Source organism: Kosakonia sp. YIM B13571 (genome assembly GCF_042788095.1).
GTDB classification, from domain to species: domain Bacteria; phylum Pseudomonadota; class Gammaproteobacteria; order Enterobacterales; family Enterobacteriaceae; genus Kosakonia; species Kosakonia quasisacchari.
The window spans coordinates 165,494-189,288 of sequence record NZ_JBHZPL010000006.1 but is presented as its reverse complement, the minus strand read 5'-3'; the positions used below and the strand labels follow the sequence as shown (position 1 = coordinate 189,288).

Here is a 23,795-nt window from a genome sequence, read left to right as displayed (position 1 = left end):
GTAAAAAGGGCGCCGAAGCGCCCTTAAAAGATAGCCGAATCAGCGTATTACTGATATTCGCTCATCGGTACACAGGAACAGAACAGGTTACGGTCACCGTACACATCATCCAGACGCTTCACGGTCGGCCAGTATTTGTTGGCAAACCCTGCCGGGAACACCGCCAGTTCGCGGGTGTAACTGTGGTTCCATTCGGAAACCAACTCGTTCTGCGTATGCGGTGCGTTAACCAGCGGGTTATCTTCCAGCGTCCACTCGCCCTGTTTCACGCGCTCGATCTCAGCACGAATCGCCAGCATTGCGTCGATAAAGCGATCCAGTTCGACTTTACTTTCCGATTCGGTCGGCTCCACCATCAGCGTACCGGCAACCGGGAAAGACATGGTTGGCGCATGGAAACCGTAATCGATCAGACGTTTAGCGATATCCAGTTCACTGATACCTGTCTCTTCTTTCAGCGGGCGAATATCGAGAATACACTCGTGCGCGACGTGTCCACTACGGCCGGTATACAGCACCGGGAAAGCCTCTTTCAGACGGCTGGCAATGTAGTTGGCATTAAGAATCGCCACCTGGCTCGCTTGTTTCAGCCCTTCCGCGCCCATCATGCGGATATACATCCAGCTGATCGGCAGAATCGACGCGCTGCCAAACGGTGCCGCAGAGACCGCGCCCTGGCGGGTGAGCATCCCTTCAATCTGCACCACGCTGTGACCCGGCACAAACGGTGCCAGATGCGCTTTCACGCCAATCGGCCCCATGCCCGGCCCGCCGCCACCGTGCGGGATGCAGAAGGTTTTATGCAGGTTGAGGTGCGACACATCAGCGCCAATAAAGCCCGGTGACGTGATACCCACCTGGGCGTTCATGTTCGCGCCATCAAGATAAACCTGGCCGCCAAACTGATGCACCACTTCACACACTTCGCGAATCGTCTCTTCATACACACCGTGCGTGGACGGGTACGTCACCATGATGCACGAGAGATTGTCGCCCGCCTGTTCCGCTTTCGCGCGCAGATCGGCCAGATCGATGTTGCCATTTTTATCACAAGCGACCACCACCACCTGCATCCCCGCCATTTGTGCCGATGCCGGGTTAGTGCCGTGCGCTGAGCTTGGGATCAGGCAGATATCGCGGTGGCCTTCATTACGGCTTTCATGGTAGTGACGAATCGCCAGCAATCCCGCATATTCACCCTGTGCGCCAGAGTTGGGCTGCATGCAGAGCGCATCGTAACCCGTCAGTTTCACCAGCCAGTCGGAGAGCTGGGCGATCATCTGGTGATAGCCTTCAGCCTGTTCCGGCGGGCAGAATGGGTGCAGTTCGGCAAATTCCGGCCAGGTGATAGGGATCATTTCCGCCGCCGCGTTCAGCTTCATAGTGCAGGAGCCCAGCGGGATCATCGCCTGATTCAGCGCCAGATCTTTACGCTCCAGCGAATGCATGTAGCGCATCATCTCGGTTTCGCTGTGATAGCGATTAAACACCGGGTGTGTCAGGAAACTGTCTGTACGCAGCATGCTCTGCGGGATGGAACGGCTGTCGAGTGCAACGTCTTTATCCAGTGCGTCAATATCCAGACCGTGTTTATCACCCAGCAGTACGTTAAACAACACCTGCACATCTTCACGCGTGGTGGTTTCATCCAGCGTGATGCCAACAGCGTTGAGAATGTCGCTACGCAGGTTGATCTCCTGCGCCTCGGCGCGAGCCAGCACGGCGGCTTTATCGGCAACATCAACACACAGGGTGTCGAAATAGTGCGCGTGGCGCAGTTTCAGGCCGCCACGCTGCAAGCCGGCAGCAAGAATATCGGTCAGGCGATGAATACGCCCGGCAATGCGTTTCAGCCCGGCCGGACCGTGGAAAACCGCGTACAAGCTGGCGATGTTGGCCAGCAGGACTTGCGAGGTACAGATGTTGGAGTTGGCTTTCTCGCGGCGAATATGCTGCTCGCGCGTTTGCATCGCCATGCGCAGCGCGGTGTTACCGGCGGCATCTTTCGACACGCCGATAATGCGACCTGGCATGGAGCGTTTGAATTCATCTTTTGCGGCAAAGAATGCCGCGTGCGGGCCACCGTAACCCATCGGTACGCCAAAGCGTTGCGCGGAGCCAAACACAATGTCGGCACCCTGTTTGCCCGGCGCAGTCAGTTGCACCAGCGTCAGCAAATCGGCGGCAACGCTGACCACAATTTTGCGGGATTTCAGTTCGTTAATCAGCGCGCTGTAATCATGCACTTCACCCGTCGTGCCGACCTGTTGGAGCAGTACGCCGAACACATCCTGGTGATCAAGAACTTTGGCCGCGTCATCAACGATCACGTCAAAACCAAAGGTTTCGGCGCGAGTGCGCACAACGTCAAGCGTTTGCGGATGCACGTCTGCCGCAACGAAGAAGCGGTTGGCCCCTTTCAGTTTGCTGACGCGCTTCGCCATTGCCATTGCTTCGGCAGCCGCAGTGGCTTCATCCAGCAGCGATGCGGAAGCGATATCCAGCCCGGTGAGATCGAGCGTAACTTGCTGGAAGTTGAGCAGCGCTTCAAGGCGGCCCTGCGACACTTCCGGCTGATAGGGGGTATACGCGGTGTACCAGCCTGGGTTTTCCAGCATGTTGCGCAGAATAACCGGCGGCAACTGCACGGCGGTGTAACCCATACCAATGTAAGACTTAAAGCGCTTGTTGCGGCTGGCAATGGCTTTCAGCTCGGCGAGCGCGGCATATTCGGTAGTGGATTCCCCAATCTGCGGCGGCGTAGCGAGCTGAATATCTTTCGGCACAATGAGTGCTGTCAGCGCATTAAGCGACTCTGCGCCAACGGTGTTCAGCATCTCCTGCTGTTGCTGAGCATCCGGCCCAATGTGACGTCCAATGAAAGCGCCACGGTTTTCAAGCTGGCTTAAAGTCTGTGTCATGAGCGAGGGTTCCTGAAACGTGCAGTGAATCGTATTTGGAAATTATCTGAATACGCTAAATCTTTCGCGTTGCAGGAAGGCGGCGACACAGCAAATCCCCGGAAGCTTACATCAGTAAGTATCTGGGGTGAGCGAGGAAGCCAACGCGTCTGCAACGCGAAGGATGATGCGTATTTATTCGTCTTCGAGCAGGGCAGCGTAGGCTGTTGCATCGAGCAGCGCGGCAACTTCGGCTTCGTCACTGGCTTTAATTTTGAAGATCCAGCCTTCGCCGTACGGTTCGCTGTTCACCAGCTCCGGAGAATCCGCCAGTTGGTCGTTAACTGCCACGATCTCACCGCTGATTGGCGCGTAGATATCAGAAGCAGCTTTTACCGATTCGGCAACGGCACAATCATCACCTGCACTGACGGTCGCGCCCGTTTCCGGCAGGTCGACAAACACCATGTCGCCCAGCAGTTCCTGTGCGTGTTCAGTGATACCAACGGTGTAGGTACCGTCCGCTTCTTTGCGCAGCCACTCGTGTTCTTTGCTGTATTTCAGTTCGCCTGGTACGTTGCTCATTTCATTCTCTCCAGATAAAAAGGTTACGCGACAGCTTTGCCAGCGCGTACAAAAACAGGTTTGGTGACTTTGACCGGCATTTCACGGTTACGGATCTGTACAACGGCGTTTTCGCCGATCCCCGCCGGAACACGCGCCAGTGCAATACTGTAGCCGAGGGTTGGCGAGAACGTACCGCTAGTGATCACGCCTTTTTGCACATTGCCTTGCGCATCAGTGAAGTGCACCGGCAACTCATTACGCAATACGCCTTTTTCGGTCATTACCAGGCCAACCAGTTGTTCGGTGCCTTTTTCACGCTGCAGTTCCAGCGCGTCGCGGCCAATAAAGTCTCGCTCCTGCGGCTCCCAGGCAATTGTCCAACCCATGTTGGCGGCCAACGGAGAGATACCTTCATCCATCTCCTGACCGTACAGGTTCATACCCGCTTCCAGACGCAAAGTATCGCGCGCGCCCAGTCCGCAAGGTTTCACGCCCGCATTGACCAGCGCCTGCCAGAAGCTGGCCGCTTTTTCGTTGGGCAGCGCAATTTCATACCCTGCTTCGCCGGTATAACCGGTGGTCGCAATGAACAGCTCACCGGCTTCAACGCCAAAGAACGGTTTCATGCCTTCAACGGCGCGGCGCTGCTCGTCAGTAAACAGGCTGGCGGCTTTCGCCTGCGCGTTCGGGCCTTGTACTGCGATCAACGACAAATCATCACGGACGGTGATGTCGATGGCATAAGGTTCAGCGTGTTGGGAAATCCAGGAGAGGTCTTTTTCGCGGGTGGCGGAGTTGACAACGAGGCGGAAGAAATCTTCGGTGAAGTAGTAGACGATCAAGTCATCAATTACACCGCCCGAGGCATTTAGCATGCCGGTATAGAGCGCTTTACCGGGCTTAGTGAGTTTGGCGACGTCGTTTGCCAGTAAATAACGCAGAAACTCCCGGGTACGGCTGCCTTTGAGATCGACGATGGTCATGTGCGACACATCAAACATTCCGGCGTCGGTGCGCACTGCATGGTGCTCATCGATTTGCGAGCCGTAATGCAGCGGCATCATCCAGCCATGGAAATCCACCATGCGGGCGCCGTTTAGCGTGTGTTGTTCGTATAAAGGGGTCTGCTGAGCCATCTTTTCCTCGTCGAATAAGCTGAGCTATCACGTTTTTCGGCGGCGTGATTTGCGCCAAAACAACTGGTGCCGACACCGTTTTACGACGTCGACGCAAACGTTCTCTTTGGCCTGAACTTATCACCGAAAGCAGCGCTTAACCATAAGGAAAAATGGTTCATCACATTAGCTTATGACCCATCACACACAAAATGCCATCAGAGTATTATTCCAAAGAATAACGATTCACTTTTCATAAAAAATCATCATTGATGACAAATAGGAAGGAATTGCAGTATTTCACTCTGCAAAAACGCAGATTTTCCTGAAAAGAAAAAAACACGACATGAGAAAATCTAATCCGAAAAATGAGGTGAAATTAGAATATTTCAAATGAGGAAGAGGTATCCCTTCCCGGGGTCGGGAAGGGAAAGTGTGACGCAGTTAACGTAACCAATCAGGCAGATCGTTAAGACCCATTGCCTGGCGTAACAACCGTGTTTTCACACCGGGAAGGGTATCCGCCAGTTTCAGGCCGATATCACGCAGCAGCTTTTTCGCCGGATTTGCGCCTGAGAAAAGCTCGCGAAAGCCCTGCATCCCGGCCAGCATCAGCGCCGCGCTGTGTTTGCGGCTGCGCTCATAGCGGCGCAAATAGAGATGTTGACCAATGTCTTTACCTTCGCGGCTCAGACGCTTCAGCTCGGTGATTAACTCAGCGACATCCATAAACCCGAGGTTAACGCCCTGCCCCGCCAGCGGGTGAATGGTGTGCGCGGCATCGCCAACCAGCGCCAGGCGGTGCCCGGCAAACTGGCGCGCATAGCGTCCGGTGAGCGGATAGACCTGACGCTCGCTCTCAACGCGGCACGGCCCAAGGCGGTTATCGAACGCCACACACAACGCCTGATTAAATTCTTCATCGCTCGCCTGCTGCATGGCTTTCGCCTGCGCTGGCGGCAGCGACCAGACAATCGAGCACAAATGCGGATCGTTAAGTGGCAAAAAAGCGAGAATGCCGTCGTTGTGAAACACCTGACGCGCCACCGCCTGATGCGGTTCATCAGTGCGAATAGTCGCCACGAGTGCATGATGATGATAATCCCAGAACGTCAGCGGAATATCGGCTTTGTTGCGCAGCCAGGAATTCGCGCCATCTGCGCCAACCACCAGCCGAGCAGTGAGCATGGTGCCATCTTTTAAAGTCAGAAACGCGTCGTTTTCGCCCCACGCCACTTGCTGCAGTTCAGCCGGTGCCAGGAGAGTGACATCCTTACACTGTTGGGCTTTATCCCACAGTGCCTGGTGGATCACTGCGTTTTCAATAATGTAACCAAGATGGCTGTAGCCCATGCTCTTATCATCAAACGCGATGCGACCAAAACTGTCTTTATCCCACACTTCCATGCCGTGATAACGCCCGGCACGTTGGGCAATAATGTTTGACCAGACGCCAAGGTGCGTCAGTAACTTTTCGCTAGCAGCATTAATCGCTGACACGCGCAGCGCCGGGGGAGCATCTTCCGCCAGCGGTGTCGGCTCATTTTGCTCCAGCACCGCCACGCGCAACCCGCTACCCTGTAAACCACAGGCCAGCGCCAGGCCGACCATACCGCCGCCGACAATCGCAACATCAACACTCTGCACTCTTCGCTCCTTTTGTCTTTAACGGGCAACCCAACCGAGGGTACGCTGCGCCAGCGCATCACGCGCCGGAGTAAATAATTCCATCGCCATCAATCCGGCATTACGCCCGACGACCAACGGTATCCAGTGATTGGCAAACAGATGCACCAGCCCATCGGTGACGCCGATAGTGGCTTTTTTATCTGCATGCCGGCGATCGCGGTAGCCCGTCAACACGGGGTAGTAACCGATATCTTGTTGCGCCGACCACGCCTCGGCCAGCGTTTCCGCCAGCGTCATCACGTCGCGCATACCGAGGTTAAAACCCTGTCCGGCAATAGGATGCAGCGTTTGTGCAGCATTCCCGACCAGCACCGCGCGGTGCGAGACAGGAGAAGAAGCCGCAGTCAGCTTCAACGGGTAAACGCTGCGTTTGCCCACATGTAAGATACGCCCGAGCCGCCAGCCAAAGGCCTTTTGTAACTCGTGGCAGAAACGTTCGTCAGACCAGGCGGCAACCTGCTGCTGTTTTTCCAGCGGATGACACCATACCAGCGAACAGCGACCTTGTGACATCGGCAACATTGCCAACGGGCCATGTTCGGTAAAACGCTCAAACGCCCGCCCCTGATGCGCCACAGACGTTGTGACATTGGCGATAACCGCCGCCTGGTGATAAGGCGCTTGCTGCCAGTTCACACCCAGTTGTTCGCCAATACGTGAACGGGAGCCGTCTGCCGCTACCAATAACTCACCAGTAATACATTCACCGCTTTCCAGCGTTACGCTCACCTGCCGCTCATCACGGGCAACCGCGCTGACTTTCGCCGGGCAATGCAGCGTCACGCCGGGCGCGTTTTGCAATAGCGTGAACAGCCGCTGCCCAACGTCGTGCAGTTCGACAACGTAACCAAGCGCATCGATGTGGTAATCCTGCGCATCCAGGGTGACAAAACCGGCATGGCCGCGATCGCTGACATGAACCGTTGAAATCGGCGTTGCACAGGAGGTAATGGCTTGCCAGATGCCAATGCGCGCCAGCTGCTGGCACGTACCTGCTGCTAACGCAATGGCACGCGCGTCAAAGCCCGGATGCGCGGATGCGCCGGGTACACTGGCTTCCACCAGATGAACAGGTAATTTGCCGTGAGTAAGATGAGAAATCGCCAGCGCAAGCGTTGCGCCAGCCATGCCACCGCCAACAATGATCACGCTCATGAACGTGATGCCGCCATCAGCGCTTCAATCTCGTCAGCGCTTTTCACGACGCTGGCGGTCAGATTTTCGTTGCCGTCTTCAGTGATGACGATGTCATCTTCAATACGAATACCAATACCGCGATACTGTTCCGGCACATCGGCATCCGGCGCGATATAGAGGCCCGGTTCAACCGTCAGCACCATGCCTGGAGCCAGTTCACGCGAGCGATCTTTGCCGTAGACACCGACATCGTGCACATCCAACCCGAGCCAGTGGCTTAAGCCGTGCATAAAAAACGGGCGGTGCGCGCTTTTTTCCACCAGCTCATCAACTTCACCTTTCAGGATACCGAGCTTCACCAGCCCGGTAATCATGATGCGCACCACTTCGCTGGTCACTTCCTGGATCGACGTGCCTGGGCGGAAAAGCGCAAGGGCACGTTCCAGTGACGCCAGCACAATATCGTAAATTTCGCGCTGCGCCGGGCTGAATTTGCCGTTGACCGGGAAGGCGCGGGTGATATCGCCGGCATATCCTTTGTATTCACAACCGGCATCAATCAGCACCAGATCGCCATCACGCATCTGACTCTCATTTTCCGTGTAGTGCAGGATGCAGCCATTGACGCCGGAACCCACAATGGTGTTATAGGAGGGAAAACGCGCGCCGTGGCGGTTAAACTCGTGCTGAATCTCACCTTCAAGCTGATATTCAAACATTCCCGGGCGACAAACCTGCATCGCGCGGGTATGCGCCAGCGCGGAGATCTCCCCGGCGCGACGCATCACGTCTATCTCTTCGGCAGATTTAAACAGGCGCATTTCATGCACCATCGGCCGCCAGTCGGTTAACGTCGGCGGCGCAAACAGATTCTGACGCGAGCCTTTGCGCAGCTTGTCTAACGCGGTAAACACAATGGTGTCGGCATAGTCGAATTCACCCTGCGCGTGATACACGGCATCAAGACCGTTCAGCAACTGATAAAGATGTTCGTTGATATCCGGGAAAGCCAGTGCGCGATCGACGCCCAGCTTTTCCGGCGCGGCTTCCTGACCAAGGCGACGACCAAACCAGATCTCGGCGGTTTTGTCGCGTACGCGGTTGAACAGCACGCTATGGTTGTGGGTGTCATCGCTTTTGATCAGCACCAGCACCGCTTCCGGCTCGTTAAAACCGGTGAAATACCAGAAATCGCTGTGCTGGCGGTACGGGTATTCACTGTCTGCGCTGCGGGTGGCTTCCGGTGCGGCGAAAATTAATGCCGCGCTGCCCGGAACCATCTGCGCCAGCAATGCCTGGCGGCGACGGAGAAACTCAAGCTGTGTCATGACACCGACTCCCTACAAGGTGAATTAATGTAACGTGGGCTTACGCACTTCCGGTGCGGTAGGCTGCGGGCGCGTGAAGGTATCGTGGCACAGTAGCGCCGCGACACGGACGTATTCGACGATCTCTTCGAGCGACATTTCCAGCTCTTCCTGATCTTCGTCTTCGTCATAACCCAACTGCGCAATGTTGCGCAGATCGTCAATCGCTTCGCCAGTTTCACCCGTCACTTTATCGAGCTTCGGCTGGGTGACGCCCAGCCCCAGCAGGAAATGATTCACCCAGCCTGCCAGCGCGTCGGCACGGTCAAAAACGCTAACATCGTCGCCATCCGGCAGATAGAGCTGGAACAAGAAACCGTCATCTTCCAGCGAGTCACTGGTTGCTGAATGCATGCTGCGCAGCGCTTGCGCCAGCTCGTGACCGAATGCCAGACCGTCGTTGGTTAAATCATGCAGCAATGGCTGCCAGGAGCTATCTTTGTTACCGCCGCAGAGGATCCCCGCGATAAGCCCGTGCATTTCAGCAGGAAGTAATCCCACGCCCTGTTGGTTGAGTAGCTGGCCTACATCGTTGTAACCAGGTATTTCGTTCTGTATAGACATGCGCATTCGTCGTCGTTGGGGGGAATATTCATGATATGCTACCACTTTGGCCCCTGGTGATATACCCGTGATGCTTCACGTTCCATGCGTATGCATGCACACCGAATCATTAAGGTATAGACGCAAAAAGCTTGAAAGCGCGCGCCGGGGTAGCTTATAGTGTCGCCCCTTCGCAGCCCAGGACTCGGATGCGGAGGCAGAGCGCAGTCAAACAGCAGGAAGGTGGCATGTCTGCACAACCCGTCGATATCCAAATTTTTGGCCGTTCACTGCGAGTGAATTGCCCGCCTGAACAGAGAGATGCTCTGAATCAGGCCGCGGAGGATCTGAATCAGCGGTTGCAAGATCTGAAGGTTCGCACTAGAGTCACAAATACTGAGCAGTTGGTGTTTATCGCCGCGTTGAACATTAGCTACGAGCTGACTCAGGAAAAAGCAAAGACCCGCGAATACGCCGCCAGCATGGAACAGCGTATTCGGATGTTACAGCAGACCATTGAACAGGCATTGCTTGATCAAGGTCGCATAACAGAAAGACCGGGACCAAAGTTTGAATAACGCTTCAGGGTCATCTGTGTTAGAGTGACCGTGAAGCTAAAAAATATCTCTGAGATGTTTGCAAGCGGGCCAGTCCCCTGAGCCGATATTTCATACCACAAGAATGTGGCGATCCATGGTTGGTGAGCATGCTCGGTCCGTCCGAGAAGCCTTAAAACTATGACGACGCATTCACCTTGAACCAAGGGTTCAAGGGTTACAGCCAGCGGCGGCATCTCGGAGATTCCCTTCTTTATTACAAGTACCATGACGCAACTTCCTGATTTTCCCTCGTCACGACAAGAAATCCGCAAAATTATTCGCCAGCGCCGGCGTGAACTCACTCCTGAACAACAAACACACTTCGCCCAGCAGGCCGCGGCACGCATGATGGCGTATGCGCCGGTTGTGATGGCACATAGCGTAGCGTTGTTTCTCTCTTTTGATGGTGAGCTGGATACCCAACCGCTGATAGAGCAACTCTGGCGTAGCGGTAAACGCGTTTACTTGCCCGTTTTGCACCCCTTTAGCCCCGGCAATTTACTGTTTCTGCATTACCATCCGCACAGTGAACTGGTCGTTAACCGTCTGAAAATTCAGGAACCGAAGCTGGATGTGCGCGAAGTGCTGCCGCTCAGCCAACTCGACGTGCTGATTACGCCGCTGGTCGCCTTTGATGAACAAGGGCAGCGCTTGGGAATGGGAGGGGGTTTTTACGATCGCACGCTGCAAAACTGGCGCGAATACAGTCTGCAACCGGTAGGTTACGCGCATGACTGCCAGCGTGTGGAGAAGTTGCCAGTGGAAGAGTGGGATATCCCGCTGCCTGCGGTGGTTACACCATCCAGAATATGGCAGTGGTAACTTTCCCCTCCCTTGCGGGAGAGGAAAAAACATCGTTTAGAACAGCAGACGGGAACGAATGGTGCCCGGAATCGCTTTCATGCTCTGCAACGCTTTCTGCGCCACATCTTCATCCGCTTCAATATCAATAACCACATAACCCATATACGGCGTGGTTTGCAGGTACTGCGCGGCAATGTTGATATTCTGACTGGCGAAAATTTGGTTGAGTGCAGTCAGAACGCCAGGGCGGTTTTCGTGGATATGCAGCAAACGACGGCCACCGTGCAGCGGCAAAGAGACTTCCGGGAAGTTCACCGCAGAAAGCGTCGAACCGTTGTCGGAGTACTTGATCAGTTTACCGGCCACTTCCAGACCGATGTTTTCCTGCGCTTCCTGCGTGGAACCGCCAATGTGCGGCGTCAGCAGGACGTTATCGAATTCACACAGCGGGGAGTTAAACGGGTCGCTGTTGGTCGCCGGTTCAGTCGGGAACACGTCGATTGCCGCGCCCGCCAAATGTTTACGCTTCAGCGCATCACACAGTGCCGGAATATCCACCACCGTACCGCGAGCGGCGTTGATCAGTAATGCGCCCGGCTTCATCAGCGCCAGCTCTTCTGGCCCGATCATATCTTTTGTAGAAGCGTTTTCTGGCACATGCAGGCTCACCACATCGCTCATATTCAGCAAGTCGGAGAGATGTTGCACCTGAGTTGCATTGCCGAGTGGCAATTTGCTTTCGATATCATAGAAATAGACATGCATTCCCAGCGATTCCGCCAGAATACCAAGCTGCGTGCCAATATGACCGTAACCGATAATACCGAGTTTTTTACCACGCGCTTCATATGAGCCAACCGCCAGCTTATTCCAGATACCGCGGTGCGCTTTGGCGTTCGCTTCAGGAATACCGCGCATCAGCAGCAGCAGTTCGCCAATCACTAACTCCGCCACTGAACGGGTGTTGGAGAACGGCGCGTTGAATACCGGAATGCCACGCTTCGCGGCTGCATCCAGATTCACCTGGTTGGTACCAATACAGAAACAACCGATAGCCACCAGCTTTTCCGCCGCAGCGATGATGTCTTCAGTCAGTTGAGTACGGGATCGCAGGCCAATAAAGTGGGCATCACGGATAGACTCTTTCAGTTGCTCGCTATCCAGCGCGCCTTTGTGAAACTCAATGTTGGTGTAACCCGCAGCGCGAAGGCTATCCAGAGCTTTCTGGTGCACCCCTTCGACGAGCAGAAATTTAATCTTGTCTTTCTCCAGTGATACCTTTGCCATTTACCCGACCCTGTTTTGTCTTGACTGTGATGTTGTGCAGATTGCAATCCGCGTTAGTCAACATATCAAAAAAAACTATCGCAGCAATATGAACGTTTGCGTCGGGCATCTGAAGAAATGTCATACAGCGGGAAATGGCAGAGAAAAATGCTAAGAATGAAGATGCAAGCGGCAGGTAACGCAAGACAAGGGCGAAAGCGTGACAGATATCACCAAATTTGCCCATTGCAGATTTTTTACAGGGAGGGCAGCGCCTCCCTGTCAGATCATTTCACGATAGTTTTCACGCCGTCAGCAGTGCCGATCAGCGCCACATCCGCGCCACGGTTAGCAAACAACCCTACAGTCACTACGCCTGGCAACGCATTGATGCTGTTTTCCAGCGCAATCGGGTCGATGATCTCAAGACCGTAAACGTCCAGGATGACGTTGCCGTTATCCGTTACCACATTTTGCCGGTATTCCGGGCGACCGCCCAGCTTGACCAGCTCGCGAGCAACAGCGCTACGCGCCATCGGAATCACTTCCACTGGCAATGGAAACTTGCCGAGGATATCAACCTGCTTGGAGGCATCCGCGATGCAGATGAATTTATCCGCCACCGAGGCGATAATTTTTTCACGCGTCAGCGCCGCGCCGCCGCCTTTGATCATCTGCATCTGGCCGTTAATTTCATCCGCGCCATCCACATAGATGCCCAGACGGTCCACCTCGTTGAGATCGAATACGGTAATGCCAAAGCTTTTCAGTTTCTCGGTGGACGCGTCCGAGCTGGAAACCGCGCCTTCGATCTGGCCTTTCATGGTGCCCAGCGCGTCAATAAAGTGTGCAGCGGTAGAGCCCGTGCCAACACCCACAATGGTGCCAGGTTCGACATACTTAAGCGCTGCCCATCCCACTGCTTTTTTGAGTTCATCCTGCGTCATGGTCGTTTGCCTGTGGTGTGAAATTTCAGGCGCATTATAGACCAGCGTTACCCTAAATGTCCCTGTGACCAGTGTCACATTACGCGACGTCCAATTTCGTCTGTACCGAACAAAAATTTATGTCATAGTGCTGAATACGATTTTTTCAGGAGAATGCCCGAGCAATGAAACGTCCGGACTACAGAACATTACAGGCGCTTGATGCGGTTATTCGTGAGCGCGGATTTGAACGTGCCGCACAAAAGCTGTGTATTACCCAGTCCGCCGTGTCGCAGCGCATTAAGCAACTGGAAAATATGTTTGGTCAGCCGCTGCTGGTGCGCACCGTTCCACCTCGCCCCACAGAGCAGGGGCAAAAACTGCTGGCGTTGCTGCGCCAGGTCGAGCTACTGGAAGAAGAGTGGCTTGGCGACGAACAAACCGGTTCCACCCCGCTGCTGTTATCACTGGCGGTCAACGCCGACAGTTTGGCGACCTGGCTGTTGCCTGCATTAGCCCCGGTACTGGCCGACTCGCCGATTCGCCTGAATCTGCAGGTGGAAGACGAAACCCGCACCCAAGAGCGTTTGCGTCGCGGTGAAGTGGTTGGCGCAGTGAGTATTCAGCCGCAGGCGCTGCCGAGTTGCCTGGTCGACCAACTCGGTGCGCTGGATTATCTGTTTGTCGGTTCGAAAGCGTTTGCTGACCGCTATTTCCCGAATGGCGTTACCCGCTCCGCACTGCTAAAAGCACCGGCGGTTGCGTTTGATCATCTTGATGATATGCATCAGGCGTTTTTACAGCAGTATTTCGATTTACCGCCGGGCAGCGTGCCTTGCCATATCGTCAACTCTTCCGAAGCGTTTGTACAACTGGCGCGCCAGGGTACGACCTGTTGCATGATCCCACATCTGCAAATTGAAAAAGAGCTGAACAGCGGCGATCTGATCGATCTGACACCCGGTTTACTACAGCGCCGGATGCTGTATTGGCACCGTTTTGCGCCGGAAAGCCGGATGATGCGCAACGTCACGGACGCGTTGCTGGAATATGGGCATCGGGTGTTAAGGCAGGATTAAGAAAACGCCCTCTTCCCAGCCGGGAGAGGGCGAAAAGCATTACTTCGCCGGTGCCGCTGTCTGCGGCTGGCTCTGAGTCGGTTCCAGTTGGAACACGACATCTACCTGATCAGCAAACTGAATCGACGGTTGCTCATAGGTTTCCTGTGCGGAAGCGGCTTCTGGCGCATCCGCTTTCATCATGCGGACCATCGGGCTCGGCTGATAGTTGGAAACATGGTAGCGCACGCTGTAGATCGGGCCGAGTTTGGCATTGAAACCGGCTGCCAGTTGCTGAGCTTGACGCGTCGCATCATCAATGGCCGCTTTACGCGCTTTATCTTTAAAGGTTTCCGGTTGCGCAACGCCCAGCGATACAGAACGAATTTCGTTCAGCCCCGCTTTCAGCGCGCCATCCAGCAATGAATTAAGTTTATCCAACTCACGCAGCGTAACTTCCACAGTACGCACTGCGCGGTAGCCTTTCAGGATGCTTTTGCCGTTCTGGTAGTCATAGTCAGGTTGCGTGCGTAAGTTCGCAGAATTAATGTCTTTCCGGGCAATGCCGTTTTGCTCAAGAAAGCTAAGGTATTGCGCAACACGGTCATCGGCCTGTTTTTTGGCTGAGGCAGCGTCTTTCGCGGCGACATTGACCTCAATCGCCAGCGTGGCGATGTCCGGGGTCGCGTCCACACTTGCCGTACCCGAGGTGACAATATGCGGACCGTCCGGCAATTCGCTCGCCTGTACCGCCATCGCGCTGAAACCAACCATTGCCGCCAGGGCCATCACTTTAAATTTCACAGTTGCTCCTCCATGGTGCTTTTGTTACGCCCAGAATTGCAGGACGCCTGGCAGCAAGCTTAGCGGCTAAGCGTGAATTGTCCATCGGACTTACCTTAACTGAATAATCCCTGCATATGGCGCACACCTTCTCGCGCCAACTGGAAAGCGATAAACCACATCACCAACCCCACCAGGGTGTTAATCACCCGCTGCGCTTGCGCCGTGCGCAAACGCGGCGCAAGCCAGGCAGCAAGTAAAGCAAGGCTGAAAAACCACAGGAAGGAGGCGCTCATCGTGCCCAGTGCAAACCAGCGTTTTGGCTCCGCATCAAGCTGACCGCCCAGGCTGCCAAGCACCACAAACGTATCGAGGTAAACGTGGGGATTCAACCAGGTAACCGCCAGCATCATGGCGACTATCCGCCAACGCCCTTGCCGCAATGCTTCAGCAGTCGCCAGTTCAATGTTGCTCCCGAACGCCGTTCTCAGTGCGCCAAAGCCGTACCACAGTAGAAACACCACGCCGCCCCAGGTCACCAGCGCCATCAGCCACGGCGACTGCATCAGCAATGCGCTCCCGCCGAAGATGCCCGCGCAAATCAGTAATACGTCACTGAGCGTACAAAGAGCCGCGGTCATGATGTGGTACTGCCTGCGGATGCCCTGATTCATGACAAAGGCATTTTGTGGCCCAAGCGGCAGGATCAACGCAGCCCCAAGCATAAGGCCTTGAAAATAATAAGATAGCACGTAGTGATTCCGTCAGAGTTGTTGCGAGCGCTGACTATAGCGCGGGATGATCATTAGATGAAATGGATAATACTAATCACTAATAAGCACTTCTAATAGCGAAGAGCACAAATAAGGCCGGAACCCCGGCCTTGATGTTTACTGTTCTGTGGAATTTTTCACGCGTTTGAAATTCACATCCATTTGTGGGTACGGGAAACTGATACCATTTTCGTCAAAACGGCGTTTGATAAGCTCCAGCACATCCCAATAAACGTTTTGCAGATCGCTGCTCTTGCTCCAGACGCGTACCACAAAATTAATCGATGAAGGCCCCAATTCATTGAGGCGTACCGTCATTTCACGATCTTTGATAATGCGTTCGTCAGCCTGAATAATTTCAGTCAGGATGCGTTTCACCTCATCAATATCAGAATCATACGCCACGCCAATGATGAACTCGTTGCGCCGCACCGGTTCGCGGGAGAAGTTAACGATATTCCCGGCGATAATTTTGCCGTTCGGAATAACCACAATACGCCCATCGACAGTGCGCATGGTGGTGGAGAAAATCTGCACCTGCAATACCGTACCGGCCACGCCACCCAGATCGACATACTCGCCAGAGCGGAACGGACGGAAAGTCACCAGCAGTACACCAGCAGCGAGGTTAGAGAGCGAACCTTGCAGCGCCAGACCGATAGCCAGACCGGCGGCACCAAGAACCGCGATCACCGAGGCGGTTTGCACACCAACGCGCCCCAGAGCGGCAATCAAGGTAAACGCGATAATAGCGTAGCGCACCAGTGCGGAAAGAAAATCCGCCACCGTGGCATCAATGTGTCGCGCCACCATCAGTCGGTTGACGGTATTCGAGACAATGCGTGCCACAATCATCCCGACAATGATAATGGCGATAGCCGCCACGATATTAACGACATAGCTCAACAACAGCGCCTGGTTGTTCACCAGCCACGAACCTGCATCGTTGATGCTGTCGACAACGTTAAGATCTTCCATTCGTGCTTCCTTATGTTGTTCCAAAACGGGAAAACCACCCCTTCCAGCAAGGAGATATCTCTAAAGGGTAAGCATAAAGCCGCCATTTCGCCAAGTTGATCACATTTTGTGTTCGCAGGCATTCTATTGAATTCGCAATAAAAAAGGCCCGCAAAATGCGGGCCTTTTCAGACAGAAGCAGTGCAAATTACAGAACGTCTACCGCGTTCAGTTCTTTGAAAGCCTGTTCCAGACGAGTCACCATGCTGGACTGCGCTGCACGCAGCCATACACGCGGATCGTAGTATTTTTTGTTCGGCTGGTCTGCGCCTTTCGGGTTGCCCAGTTGGCCCTGCAGGTAGCCTTCGTTTTCTTTGTAATACTTCAGAATACCTTCCCAGGTTGCCCACTGGGTGTCGGTATCGATGTTCATTTTGATAACACCATAGCTTACGGAGTCTTTGATTTCCTGTGCGGAAGAACCGGAACCACCGTGGAATACGAAGTTCAGGCTGTTGTGCGGCAGGTTATGTTTTTTGGAAACATATTCCTGAGAATCGCGCAGGATAGTCGGGGTCAGTTTCACGTTACCCGGTTTGTACACGCCGTGTACGTTACCGAAGGAAGCGGCGATGGTGAAACGCGGGCTGATTTTGTTCAGCTCGGTGTACGCGTAATCAACGTCTTCCGGCTGGGTGTACAGTGCAGACGCGTCCATGTGGCTGTTGTCTACGCCGTCTTCTTCACCACCGGTGCAACCCAGTTCGATTTCCAGCGTCATGCCCATTTTGGCCATACGCGCCAGGTATTTGGAGCTGATCGCGATGTTCTCTTCCAGAGACTCTTCAGACAGGTCAATCATGTGAGAAGAGAACAGCGGTTTACCGGTAGCGGCGAAGTGTTTTTCACCCGCATCCAGCAGGCCGTCGATCCACGGCAGCAGTTTTTTAGCGCAGTGGTCAGTGTGCAGAATAACCGGCACACCGTAGTGCTCAGCCATCTGGTGAACGTGATGCGCACCAGAGATAGCACCCAGAATTGCCGCGCCCTGCGGAACGTCGGTTTTCACACCTTTACCCGCGATGAACGCTGCGCCACCGTTAGAGAACTGAACGATAACAGGCGCTTTAACTTTCGCTGCAGCTTCCAGAACGGCGTTGATGGAGTCAGTACCCACGCAGTTAACCGCAGGCAGAGCGAAGTTGTTTTCTTTAGCTACCTGGAACACTTTCTGAACGTCATCACCAGTGATCACGCCAGGTTTTACGAAATCAAAAATTTTAGACATGTTACGTAGTCCTGTATCTTCGGCCGTTGTACACATCATCCTTCAAGCTGACTCGGCGCTGGCTGCCTTCGCTTACATCAGAGACTTATTTTAGTCAGTTCCTGATGATTCACTCCGTTGCCGCCTTGATGCAACTTGAATGATTTTGTGTAGAGAATTAAAGCGAGCCCGAAAGCGCGCTGAAAACAGGGCAGGTTTCCCTGCCCTTGAATGTCTTACTTCTTAGCGCGCTCTTCGAGCATAGCTACTGCCGGCAGTACTTTGCCTTCCACAAATTCGAGGAACGCGCCACCGCCAGTGGAGATGTAGGAAATCTTGTCAGAGATACCAAACAGGTCAATCGCCGCCAGAGTGTCGCCGCCGCCTGCGATGGAGAACGCGTCGCTGTCGGCAATCGCGTTAGCCACAATTTCGGTACCTTTACGGAAGTTCGGGAATTCGAACACGCCAACCGGACCGTTCCACAAAATAGTTTTGGCGTTTTTCAGGATTTCAGCCAGTTTTTGTGCAGAAACGTCGCCCAGATCCAGAATTTGCTCATCATCTTTGATGTCAGAAACAGATTTCAGGGTCGCGGTTGCGGTTTCAGAGAACTCTGTCGCAACGCGAACATCTGTCGGGACCGGGATATCGCAAGTAGTGAGCAGGCGTTTGGCTTCATCAACCAGGTCGGCTTCGTACAGGGATTTACCAACGTTATGGCCTTGAGCAGCAACGAAGGTGTTAGCGATGCCGCCGCCAACAATCAGTTGGTCAGCGATTTTTGACAGAGAATCCAGAACGGTCAGTTTAGTGGAAACTTTAGAGCCACCAACAATGGCAACCATCGGACGAGCCGGTTCTTTCAGCGCTTTACCCAGCGCTTCCAGTTCGTCTGCCAGCAGCGGGCCTGCGCAAGCAACATCAGCAAATTTACCGATACCATGCGTAGACGCCTGCGCGCGGTGCGCAGTACCAAATGCGTCCATCACGAACACATCGCACAGTGCAGCGTATTTTTTAGACAGCGCTTCGTCGTCTTTTTTCTCACCTTTGTTAAAGCGAACGTTTTCCAGAACGACCAGTTCACCTGCGGCAACTTCAACGCCGTCCAGATAATCTTTAACCAGGCGAACCGGGTTGGACAGTTTGTCTTTCAGATAGTTAACAACCGGCAGCAGAGAGAATTCTTCGTTGTACTCGCCTTCGGTCGGACGACCCAGGTGGGAAGTCACCATCACTTTCGCACCCTGCTTCAGTGCCAGTTCAATGGTCGGCAGAGAAGCACGAATACGCGCGTCGCTGGTCACTTTGCCATCTTTAACCGGCACGTTCAGATCAGCACGGATGAAAACGCGTTTACCAGCCAGATCCAGATCGGTCATCTTAATTACAGACATGGTGAATCCTCTCAATGATTCTTAAAGTTTTGCGAGCGCTGTTGCGCCCTACCTGAAACCAATAGCCGCCATTGCTAACGTCGTGTCGAGCATTCGGTTAGCAAAGCCCCATTCGTTATCGCACCATACCAGGGTTTTAATCAGGTGCGCGCCACTGACCCGTGTCTGCGTGCCATCAACAATGGCACTGTGCGGATCGTGGTTAAAATCGGTTGAAACCAACGGTAATTCCGTATAATCAACTATACCATGAAATGTTCCCTGCGCTGCTTTTTGCAGCAACACATTGACTTCACTGGCTTTTACCGGTTTCTTCACCGTTACACTCAGATCGATAGCGGTGACATTAATCGTCGGCACGCGTACCGCTATCGCTTCAAATCTGTCATTAAACTGCGGGAAAATTCTCGAGATGCCTGCCGCCAGTTTTGTATCCACCGGGATGATGGACTGACTGGCTGCGCGCGTACGCCGCAAATCGGGATGATAGGCGTCAATCACTTGCTGGTCGTGCATCGCTGAGTGAATCGTTGTCACGGTTCCTGACTCAATGCCATACGCATCGTCGAGTAGTTTTATGACCGGAATAATACAGTTCGTCGTACAGGACGCGTTAGAAACCAGCAGGTCGTCGGCTCGCAGCGTGTTTTGGTTAACGCCGAAAACAATCGTTGCATCAAGATCGTGGCTACCAGGATGGGAAAAGAGCACTTTTTTCGCGCCCGCCGCCAGATGCGCCGCGCCATCTTCACGGTTGCCGTACACGCCTGTACAGTCGAGTACCACATCCACGCCCAACTCGCGCCAGGGCAGCGTGTCAATAGCACGCTCATGCAGGATGCGAATAACATCGTCGCCGACAATCAGCTGTTCACGCTCCTGGCGAACATCCCATGCGAAACGCCCATGGCTGGTGTCATATTTCAACAAATGCGCCATGCCAACGGCATCGGCCAGTTCGTTGATTGCCACCACGGTGATTTCCGCCCGACGCCCGGATTCATACAAAGCACGAACCACGTTGCGTCCAATGCGACCGAAACCATTAATCGCTATGCGTACGGTCATAACTCTCCTGCAAGGCTAGCCAGCCTGAAGTGGATGACAGAGTAATCCAGCAACCACAGAAGGGGAATCCTCGCCTGCTTAAACTGCGTCTGTTTGATTATTTGTCGAACATTTAGCCGACTGAAACGCTTCAGCTAGAATAAGCGAAACCTGGAATAAAAGGAATGATTGTCCAGACGGTTTCGCCAGTAATCTGACCTGCATCACATTTTCATTGGAATAATTGGTGCACACAGAGGGTTCGTTCGTGAGACTGAGAATTTACAAAAGGGGGAAACAAGCGCAACAAAGCATCCCTGCGTGATGTGTTGATTGAGGAAGGTTGATTCCGGCAAAGCACTTTAATGATGATGATTAAAACCAGCTACGTTCCGGCGTGATGGCTTCGGTACGCTCTGCGCGCGGCATCTCCACCGGCAGCGAAGAGAGCTGTTTAGCCCACAAATCAGCAACCCATTTTACACCCTTAGCGGTGAAACGCGCCTGAGACCAGCTACGCTTGTTTTCCCCTACGCCGCCATGGACGGTAAAGTAGCCCGCATCAATATGGTATTGCGGCGGCATCAGCGTACCGTCGACGCGCTGCATAATGTTGCGTTCAAGCAAAAAGTTCCGGAACTGAGATTCCTTCACCCGGAGCATCTTACAAAGCTGACGGAAACCAAGCGACTCTTCAACCCTGACATACCGGTCAAAGAACTCCGCTTTTGGGGCAGAAAGGGCAAGCAGTGCTTCTGCACGCTGACGCTTTTCATACTGTTCGGCCCACGCGCGCGCAGCGGCTGCCGGATTAGTAAAATCAGGCAGGCTGATAAGCGTCTCTTTCTCCTGCCAGCGATCGAGCATTTCTGCTGTAAAGCCCGGCGAGAGGCGTGAAACTGTCAGCAGCGAGTCTCGCTTATTAAGCAAAAACTCCTGTCGCATCTCACCTTCTCGCTCATACATATGCTCATTCACCGGCTGGGAGAGCCGTTGCGCAGTTTCCAGGCTTTTCACCATCCGTTTCACTTCGGTGTGAGTCAGGCCTGTTAATTTTGCGATTTCGCGGCTGCTGATTGTCACCAGAACATGTTGCGAACTGAAATTTTCACCAGGGATTACCATAGGTTCACTCCTTACACACTCACCTTGGATAATTTGTAGAATTATTATACGACACACTGTATAAATATCCAGTATATTTTTTATACATAAATCAACGGCGTATAAGGCGTACTGTGAAGAGAGGGCTAAACGGGTAGTAAGCGGCTGAAGAAACTAAAGCAGAGGCATGGCTGATTGATGGATTGATATGGAGGGATGACGGTATGTTTAGCGGGCCTGCAAATCTGTAGCTTTAATAAGACATCGATGCCATCTGGAATGACATGTTTGTGCTGGCCCGGCAGGCATTTCGCCGCCGGGCCAGAGGGGGATTACAGCAGTGCTTTCGCTTTTGCTACAACATTGTCGACAGTGAAGCCAAACTCTTCAAACAGCAACTCCGCCGGAGCTGACTCACCAAAGGTGGTCATACCGACGATAGCGCCGTTCAGACCGACATATTTATACCAGAAGTCAGCAATACCGGCTTCAATCGCCACGCGTGCGGAGACGGCTTTCGGTAGTACGGATTCACGGTAAGCCGCATCCTGCTTGTCGAACGCGTCGGTGGACGGCATAGACACTACGCGCGCCTTCACGCCTTCGGCAGAGAGTTTTTCCCACGCCGATACGGCCAGTTCCACTTCTGAGCCAGTGGCAATCAGGATCAGTTGCGGCTGACCTGCGCAATCTTTCAGGACGTACGCACCGCGGGCAATATCTGCCAGCTGCTGTGCGGTACGCTCCTGTTGGGCCAGATTCTGGCGGGAAAGGATCAACGCAGTCGGGCCATCATGGCGCTCAACACCGTATTTCCATGCCACCGCAGATTCTACCTGGTCACATGGACGCCAGGTGCTAACGTTCGGCGTAACGCGCAGAGAAGCAACCTGCTCTACCGGCTGGTGAGTCGGGCCGTCTTCGCCCAGACCAATCGAGTCGTGGGTGTAAACCAGCACCTGACGCTGTTTCATCAACGCCGCCATACGCACCGCATTACGTGCATATTCAACAAACATCAGGAAGGTAGAGGTGTATGGCAGGAAGCCGCCGTGCAGAGCGATACCGTTGGCAATCGCGGTCATGCCGAACTCGCGCACGCCGTAGTGAATGTAGTTACCCGCAGTATCTTCGTTAATCGCTTTCGAACCGGACCAGATAGTCAGGTTCGAAGGAGCCAGGTCAGCGGAACCGCCGAGGAATTCCGGCAGCAGCGGGCCGAAAGCTTCGATAGCATTTTGAGAGGCTTTACGGCTGGCGATTTTCGCCGGATTGGCCTGCAGTTTTTCAACAAAGGCCTGCGCTTTAGCGTCGAAATCAGACGGCAACTCGCCTTTCATACGGCGGGTGAATTCAGCCGCTTCCTGCGGGAAGGCTTTCGCGTAAGCAGCGAACTTGTCGTTCCACGCCGCTTCTTTCGCCTTGCCTGCTTCTTTTGCATCCCACTGAGCATAGATTTCAGACGGGATTTCAAACGGTGCGTATTTCCAGCCAAGCTGCTCACGGGTCAGCGCGATTTCCGCGTCGCCCAGCGGCGCACCGTGGGAGTCGTGGGTACCGGCTTTGTTCGGCGAACCGAAACCGATGATAGTTTTGCACATCAGCAGAGACGGTTTATCCGTCACGCTGCGTGCTTCTTCAACGGCGCGTTTGATGGCATCAGCGTTATGACCGTCAATGCCACGAACCACATGCCAGCCATAGGCTTCAAAGCGTTTCGCCGTATCGTCGGTAAACCAGCCTTCCACGTGACCATCAATGGAAATGCCGTTGTCATCATAGAACGCCACCAGTTTGCCCAGCTTCAGCGTACCGGCCAGCGAGCAGACTTCATGGGAGATGCCTTCCATCATGCAGCCGTCGCCCATAAAGGCGTAGGTGAAGTGGTCAACAATGTCATGACCCGGGCGGTTGAACTGCGCAGCGAGGGTTTTCTCAGCAATCGCCATACCTACAGCGTTGGCAATGCCCTGGCCCAGTGGGCCGGTAGTGGTTTCAACACCGGCGGTGTAGCCCACTTCCGGATGGCCCGGCGTTTTTGAGTGCAGCTGACGGAAATTCTGCAGTTCAGACATCGGCAGATCGTAGCCGGTGAGGTGCAGCAGGCTGTAAATCAGCATTGAGCCGTGGCCATTAGACAGCACAAAGCGGTCACGGTCAGCCCAGGCCGGATTTGTCGGGTTATGGTTCAGAAAATCACGCCACAGCACTTCGGCGATATCGGCCATCCCCATCGGGGCTCCCGGGTGACCGGATTTGGCTTTCTGTACCGCGTCCATGCTCAGCGCACGAATAGCATTAGCAAGCTCTTTACGTGAGGACATTTTGACTCCAGATCGGACTGTTAAGGGCTGTTCCCGTAACGACTTGACGACAGCGCGTTTTGGGCTACGCCGGAAAAAAGTGCCAACAATGTAACCCAAGCGACAAGTCATGTACATGGAGCATCCTTTTGCCGATTCAGAAATCTCTGGAAGCTGCTCGCATGTTGCG

The 23,795-nt window shown here is 54.0% G+C and carries 20 protein-coding genes and 1 other RNA gene; 4 read left to right on the top strand and 17 right to left on the bottom strand.

The features are described from left to right. Positions 1 to 47 precede the first annotated feature (47 nt). From gcvP to ACFX4O_RS16165, 7 genes are all read right to left on the bottom strand, one after another. A complete protein-coding gene (gene gcvP / locus ACFX4O_RS16195) occupies positions 48 to 2,921 on the bottom strand; it encodes an aminomethyl-transferring glycine dehydrogenase (RefSeq protein ID WP_380210935.1) in 2,874 nt (957 codons plus the stop codon). A 174-nt stretch (positions 2,922 to 3,095) separates the two neighbouring features. Further along, positions 3,096 to 3,485, bottom strand: coding sequence for a glycine cleavage system protein GcvH (gene gcvH / locus ACFX4O_RS16190; protein WP_131408534.1), 390 nt, complete (start codon positions 3,483 to 3,485; stop codon positions 3,096 to 3,098). Between the two features lie 23 nt (positions 3,486 to 3,508). Next, positions 3,509 to 4,603 carry a glycine cleavage system aminomethyltransferase GcvT gene (gene gcvT / locus ACFX4O_RS16185; protein WP_380210932.1) on the bottom strand — a complete coding sequence of 365 codons (1,095 nt, stop codon included), beginning with the start codon at positions 4,601 to 4,603 and terminating at the stop codon, positions 3,509 to 3,511. A 423-nt stretch (positions 4,604 to 5,026) separates the two neighbouring features. After that, positions 5,027 to 6,229, bottom strand: a complete 1,203-nt coding sequence (gene ubiI / locus ACFX4O_RS16180; RefSeq protein ID WP_380210930.1) for an FAD-dependent 2-octaprenylphenol hydroxylase — start codon at positions 6,227 to 6,229, stop codon at positions 5,027 to 5,029. Between the two features lie 18 nt (positions 6,230 to 6,247). Next, a complete protein-coding gene (ubiH, locus tag ACFX4O_RS16175; RefSeq protein ID WP_380210928.1) occupies positions 6,248 to 7,426 on the bottom strand; it encodes a 2-octaprenyl-6-methoxyphenyl hydroxylase in 1,179 nt (392 codons plus the stop codon). Then, positions 7,423 to 8,736, bottom strand: coding sequence for a Xaa-Pro aminopeptidase (pepP, locus tag ACFX4O_RS16170; protein WP_380210926.1), 1,314 nt, complete (start codon positions 8,734 to 8,736; stop codon positions 7,423 to 7,425). Before pepP ends, ubiH begins: the two co-directional genes overlap by 4 nt. Positions 8,737 to 8,760: 24 nt before the next feature. Continuing rightward, a complete protein-coding gene (locus ACFX4O_RS16165) occupies positions 8,761 to 9,339 on the bottom strand; it encodes a YecA family protein (protein WP_131408544.1) in 579 nt (192 codons plus the stop codon). Positions 9,340 to 9,566: 227 nt separating this feature from the next. Between ACFX4O_RS16165 and zapA the strand changes: the two genes are divergently transcribed. The 3 genes from zapA to ACFX4O_RS16150 all read left to right on the top strand — a co-directional run bounded on the left by zapA (position 9,567) and on the right by ACFX4O_RS16150 (position 10,739). Further along, entirely contained in the window at positions 9,567 to 9,896 is a 330-nt protein-coding gene (gene zapA / locus ACFX4O_RS16160; RefSeq protein ID WP_017457603.1) for a cell division protein ZapA, read from the top strand. A 43-nt stretch (positions 9,897 to 9,939) separates the two neighbouring features. Then, a non-coding RNA gene (gene ssrS, locus ACFX4O_RS16155) (6S RNA) lies at positions 9,940 to 10,123 on the top strand. A 19-nt stretch (positions 10,124 to 10,142) separates the two neighbouring features. After that, complete coding sequence (locus ACFX4O_RS16150; protein ID WP_380210924.1) at positions 10,143 to 10,739, top strand: 5-formyltetrahydrofolate cyclo-ligase; 597 nt, start codon at positions 10,143 to 10,145, stop codon at positions 10,737 to 10,739. A 36-nt stretch (positions 10,740 to 10,775) separates the two neighbouring features. Here the strand turns inward: ACFX4O_RS16150 and serA are convergent, their stop codons facing one another. Further along, positions 10,776 to 12,008 carry a phosphoglycerate dehydrogenase gene (serA, locus tag ACFX4O_RS16145; protein ID WP_131408548.1) on the bottom strand — a complete coding sequence of 411 codons (1,233 nt, stop codon included), beginning with the start codon at positions 12,006 to 12,008 and terminating at the stop codon, positions 10,776 to 10,778. Between the two features lie 266 nt (positions 12,009 to 12,274). Further along, positions 12,275 to 12,934: a ribose-5-phosphate isomerase RpiA gene (gene rpiA, locus ACFX4O_RS16140; protein WP_380210922.1), complete on the bottom strand. Its 660-nt coding sequence runs from the start codon at positions 12,932 to 12,934 to the stop codon at positions 12,275 to 12,277. A 164-nt stretch (positions 12,935 to 13,098) separates the two neighbouring features. Here rpiA and argP point away from each other — a divergent pair, with 164 nt between their 5' ends. Then, positions 13,099 to 13,992 (top strand): DNA-binding transcriptional regulator ArgP, encoded by an 894-nt coding sequence (gene argP, locus ACFX4O_RS16135; RefSeq protein WP_131408550.1) that lies wholly within the window; start codon positions 13,099 to 13,101, stop codon positions 13,990 to 13,992. 39 nt (positions 13,993 to 14,031) lie between these two features. Here the strand turns inward: argP and ACFX4O_RS16130 are convergent, their stop codons facing one another. From ACFX4O_RS16130 to tkt, 8 genes are all read right to left on the bottom strand, one after another. Then, complete coding sequence (locus ACFX4O_RS16130; protein ID WP_131408552.1) at positions 14,032 to 14,775, bottom strand: oxidative stress defense protein; 744 nt, start codon at positions 14,773 to 14,775, stop codon at positions 14,032 to 14,034. Positions 14,776 to 14,870: 95 nt separating this feature from the next. Next, on the bottom strand, positions 14,871 to 15,506 hold the full coding sequence (argO, locus tag ACFX4O_RS16125; protein ID WP_380210919.1) for an arginine exporter ArgO: 636 nt from the start codon (positions 15,504 to 15,506) through the stop codon (positions 14,871 to 14,873). A 138-nt stretch (positions 15,507 to 15,644) separates the two neighbouring features. Next, positions 15,645 to 16,505, bottom strand: a complete 861-nt coding sequence (gene mscS / locus ACFX4O_RS16120) for a small-conductance mechanosensitive channel MscS (RefSeq protein ID WP_131408556.1) — start codon at positions 16,503 to 16,505, stop codon at positions 15,645 to 15,647. Between the two features lie 187 nt (positions 16,506 to 16,692). After that, positions 16,693 to 17,772: a class II fructose-bisphosphate aldolase gene (gene fbaA, locus ACFX4O_RS16115; RefSeq protein ID WP_131408558.1), complete on the bottom strand. Its 1,080-nt coding sequence runs from the start codon at positions 17,770 to 17,772 to the stop codon at positions 16,693 to 16,695. Positions 17,773 to 17,987: 215 nt separating this feature from the next. Further along, a complete protein-coding gene (pgk, locus tag ACFX4O_RS16110; RefSeq protein ID WP_131408560.1) occupies positions 17,988 to 19,151 on the bottom strand; it encodes a phosphoglycerate kinase in 1,164 nt (387 codons plus the stop codon). Between the two features lie 48 nt (positions 19,152 to 19,199). Next, positions 19,200 to 20,219 carry an erythrose-4-phosphate dehydrogenase gene (gene epd / locus ACFX4O_RS16105; RefSeq protein WP_380210916.1) on the bottom strand — a complete coding sequence of 340 codons (1,020 nt, stop codon included), beginning with the start codon at positions 20,217 to 20,219 and terminating at the stop codon, positions 19,200 to 19,202. Positions 20,220 to 20,573: 354 nt separating this feature from the next. Further along, positions 20,574 to 21,323, bottom strand: coding sequence for a phage antirepressor KilAC domain-containing protein (locus ACFX4O_RS16100; RefSeq protein ID WP_131408564.1), 750 nt, complete (start codon positions 21,321 to 21,323; stop codon positions 20,574 to 20,576). Positions 21,324 to 21,634: 311 nt separating this feature from the next. Further along, the gene (gene tkt, locus ACFX4O_RS16095; protein WP_380210915.1) at positions 21,635 to 23,626 is read right to left on the bottom strand and encodes a transketolase; all 1,992 of its coding nucleotides are present in this window, start codon (positions 23,624 to 23,626) and stop codon (positions 21,635 to 21,637) included. Positions 23,627 to 23,795 lie beyond the last annotated feature (169 nt).

Coding starts and splice junctions, on each gene's coding strand:
- gcvP (WP_380210935.1), bottom strand. CDS start 2,921: ATGACACAGACTTTAAGCCAGCTTGAAAACCGTGGCGCTTTCATTGGA.
- gcvH (WP_131408534.1), bottom strand. CDS start 3,485: ATGAGCAACGTACCAGGCGAACTGAAATACAGCAAAGAACACGAGTGG.
- gcvT (WP_380210932.1), bottom strand. CDS start 4,603: ATGGCTCAGCAGACCCCTTTATACGAACAACACACGCTAAACGGCGCC.
- ubiH (WP_380210928.1), bottom strand. CDS start 7,426: ATGAGCGTGATCATTGTTGGCGGTGGCATGGCTGGCGCAACGCTTGCG.
- pepP (WP_380210926.1), bottom strand. CDS start 8,736: ATGACACAGCTTGAGTTTCTCCGTCGCCGCCAGGCATTGCTGGCGCAG.
- ACFX4O_RS16165 (WP_131408544.1), bottom strand. CDS start 9,339: ATGTCTATACAGAACGAAATACCTGGTTACAACGATGTAGGCCAGCTA.
- zapA (WP_017457603.1), top strand. CDS start 9,567: ATGTCTGCACAACCCGTCGATATCCAAATTTTTGGCCGTTCACTGCGA.
- ACFX4O_RS16150 (WP_380210924.1), top strand. CDS start 10,143: ATGACGCAACTTCCTGATTTTCCCTCGTCACGACAAGAAATCCGCAAA.
- serA (WP_131408548.1), bottom strand. CDS start 12,008: ATGGCAAAGGTATCACTGGAGAAAGACAAGATTAAATTTCTGCTCGTC.
- rpiA (WP_380210922.1), bottom strand. CDS start 12,934: ATGACGCAGGATGAACTCAAAAAAGCAGTGGGATGGGCAGCGCTTAAG.
- argP (WP_131408550.1), top strand. CDS start 13,099: ATGAAACGTCCGGACTACAGAACATTACAGGCGCTTGATGCGGTTATT.
- mscS (WP_131408556.1), bottom strand. CDS start 16,505: ATGGAAGATCTTAACGTTGTCGACAGCATCAACGATGCAGGTTCGTGG.
- fbaA (WP_131408558.1), bottom strand. CDS start 17,772: ATGTCTAAAATTTTTGATTTCGTAAAACCTGGCGTGATCACTGGTGAT.
- pgk (WP_131408560.1), bottom strand. CDS start 19,151: ATGTCTGTAATTAAGATGACCGATCTGGATCTGGCTGGTAAACGCGTT.
- epd (WP_380210916.1), bottom strand. CDS start 20,219: ATGACCGTACGCATAGCGATTAATGGTTTCGGTCGCATTGGACGCAAC.
- ACFX4O_RS16100 (WP_131408564.1), bottom strand. CDS start 21,323: ATGGTAATCCCTGGTGAAAATTTCAGTTCGCAACATGTTCTGGTGACA.
- tkt (WP_380210915.1), bottom strand. CDS start 23,626: ATGTCCTCACGTAAAGAGCTTGCTAATGCTATTCGTGCGCTGAGCATG.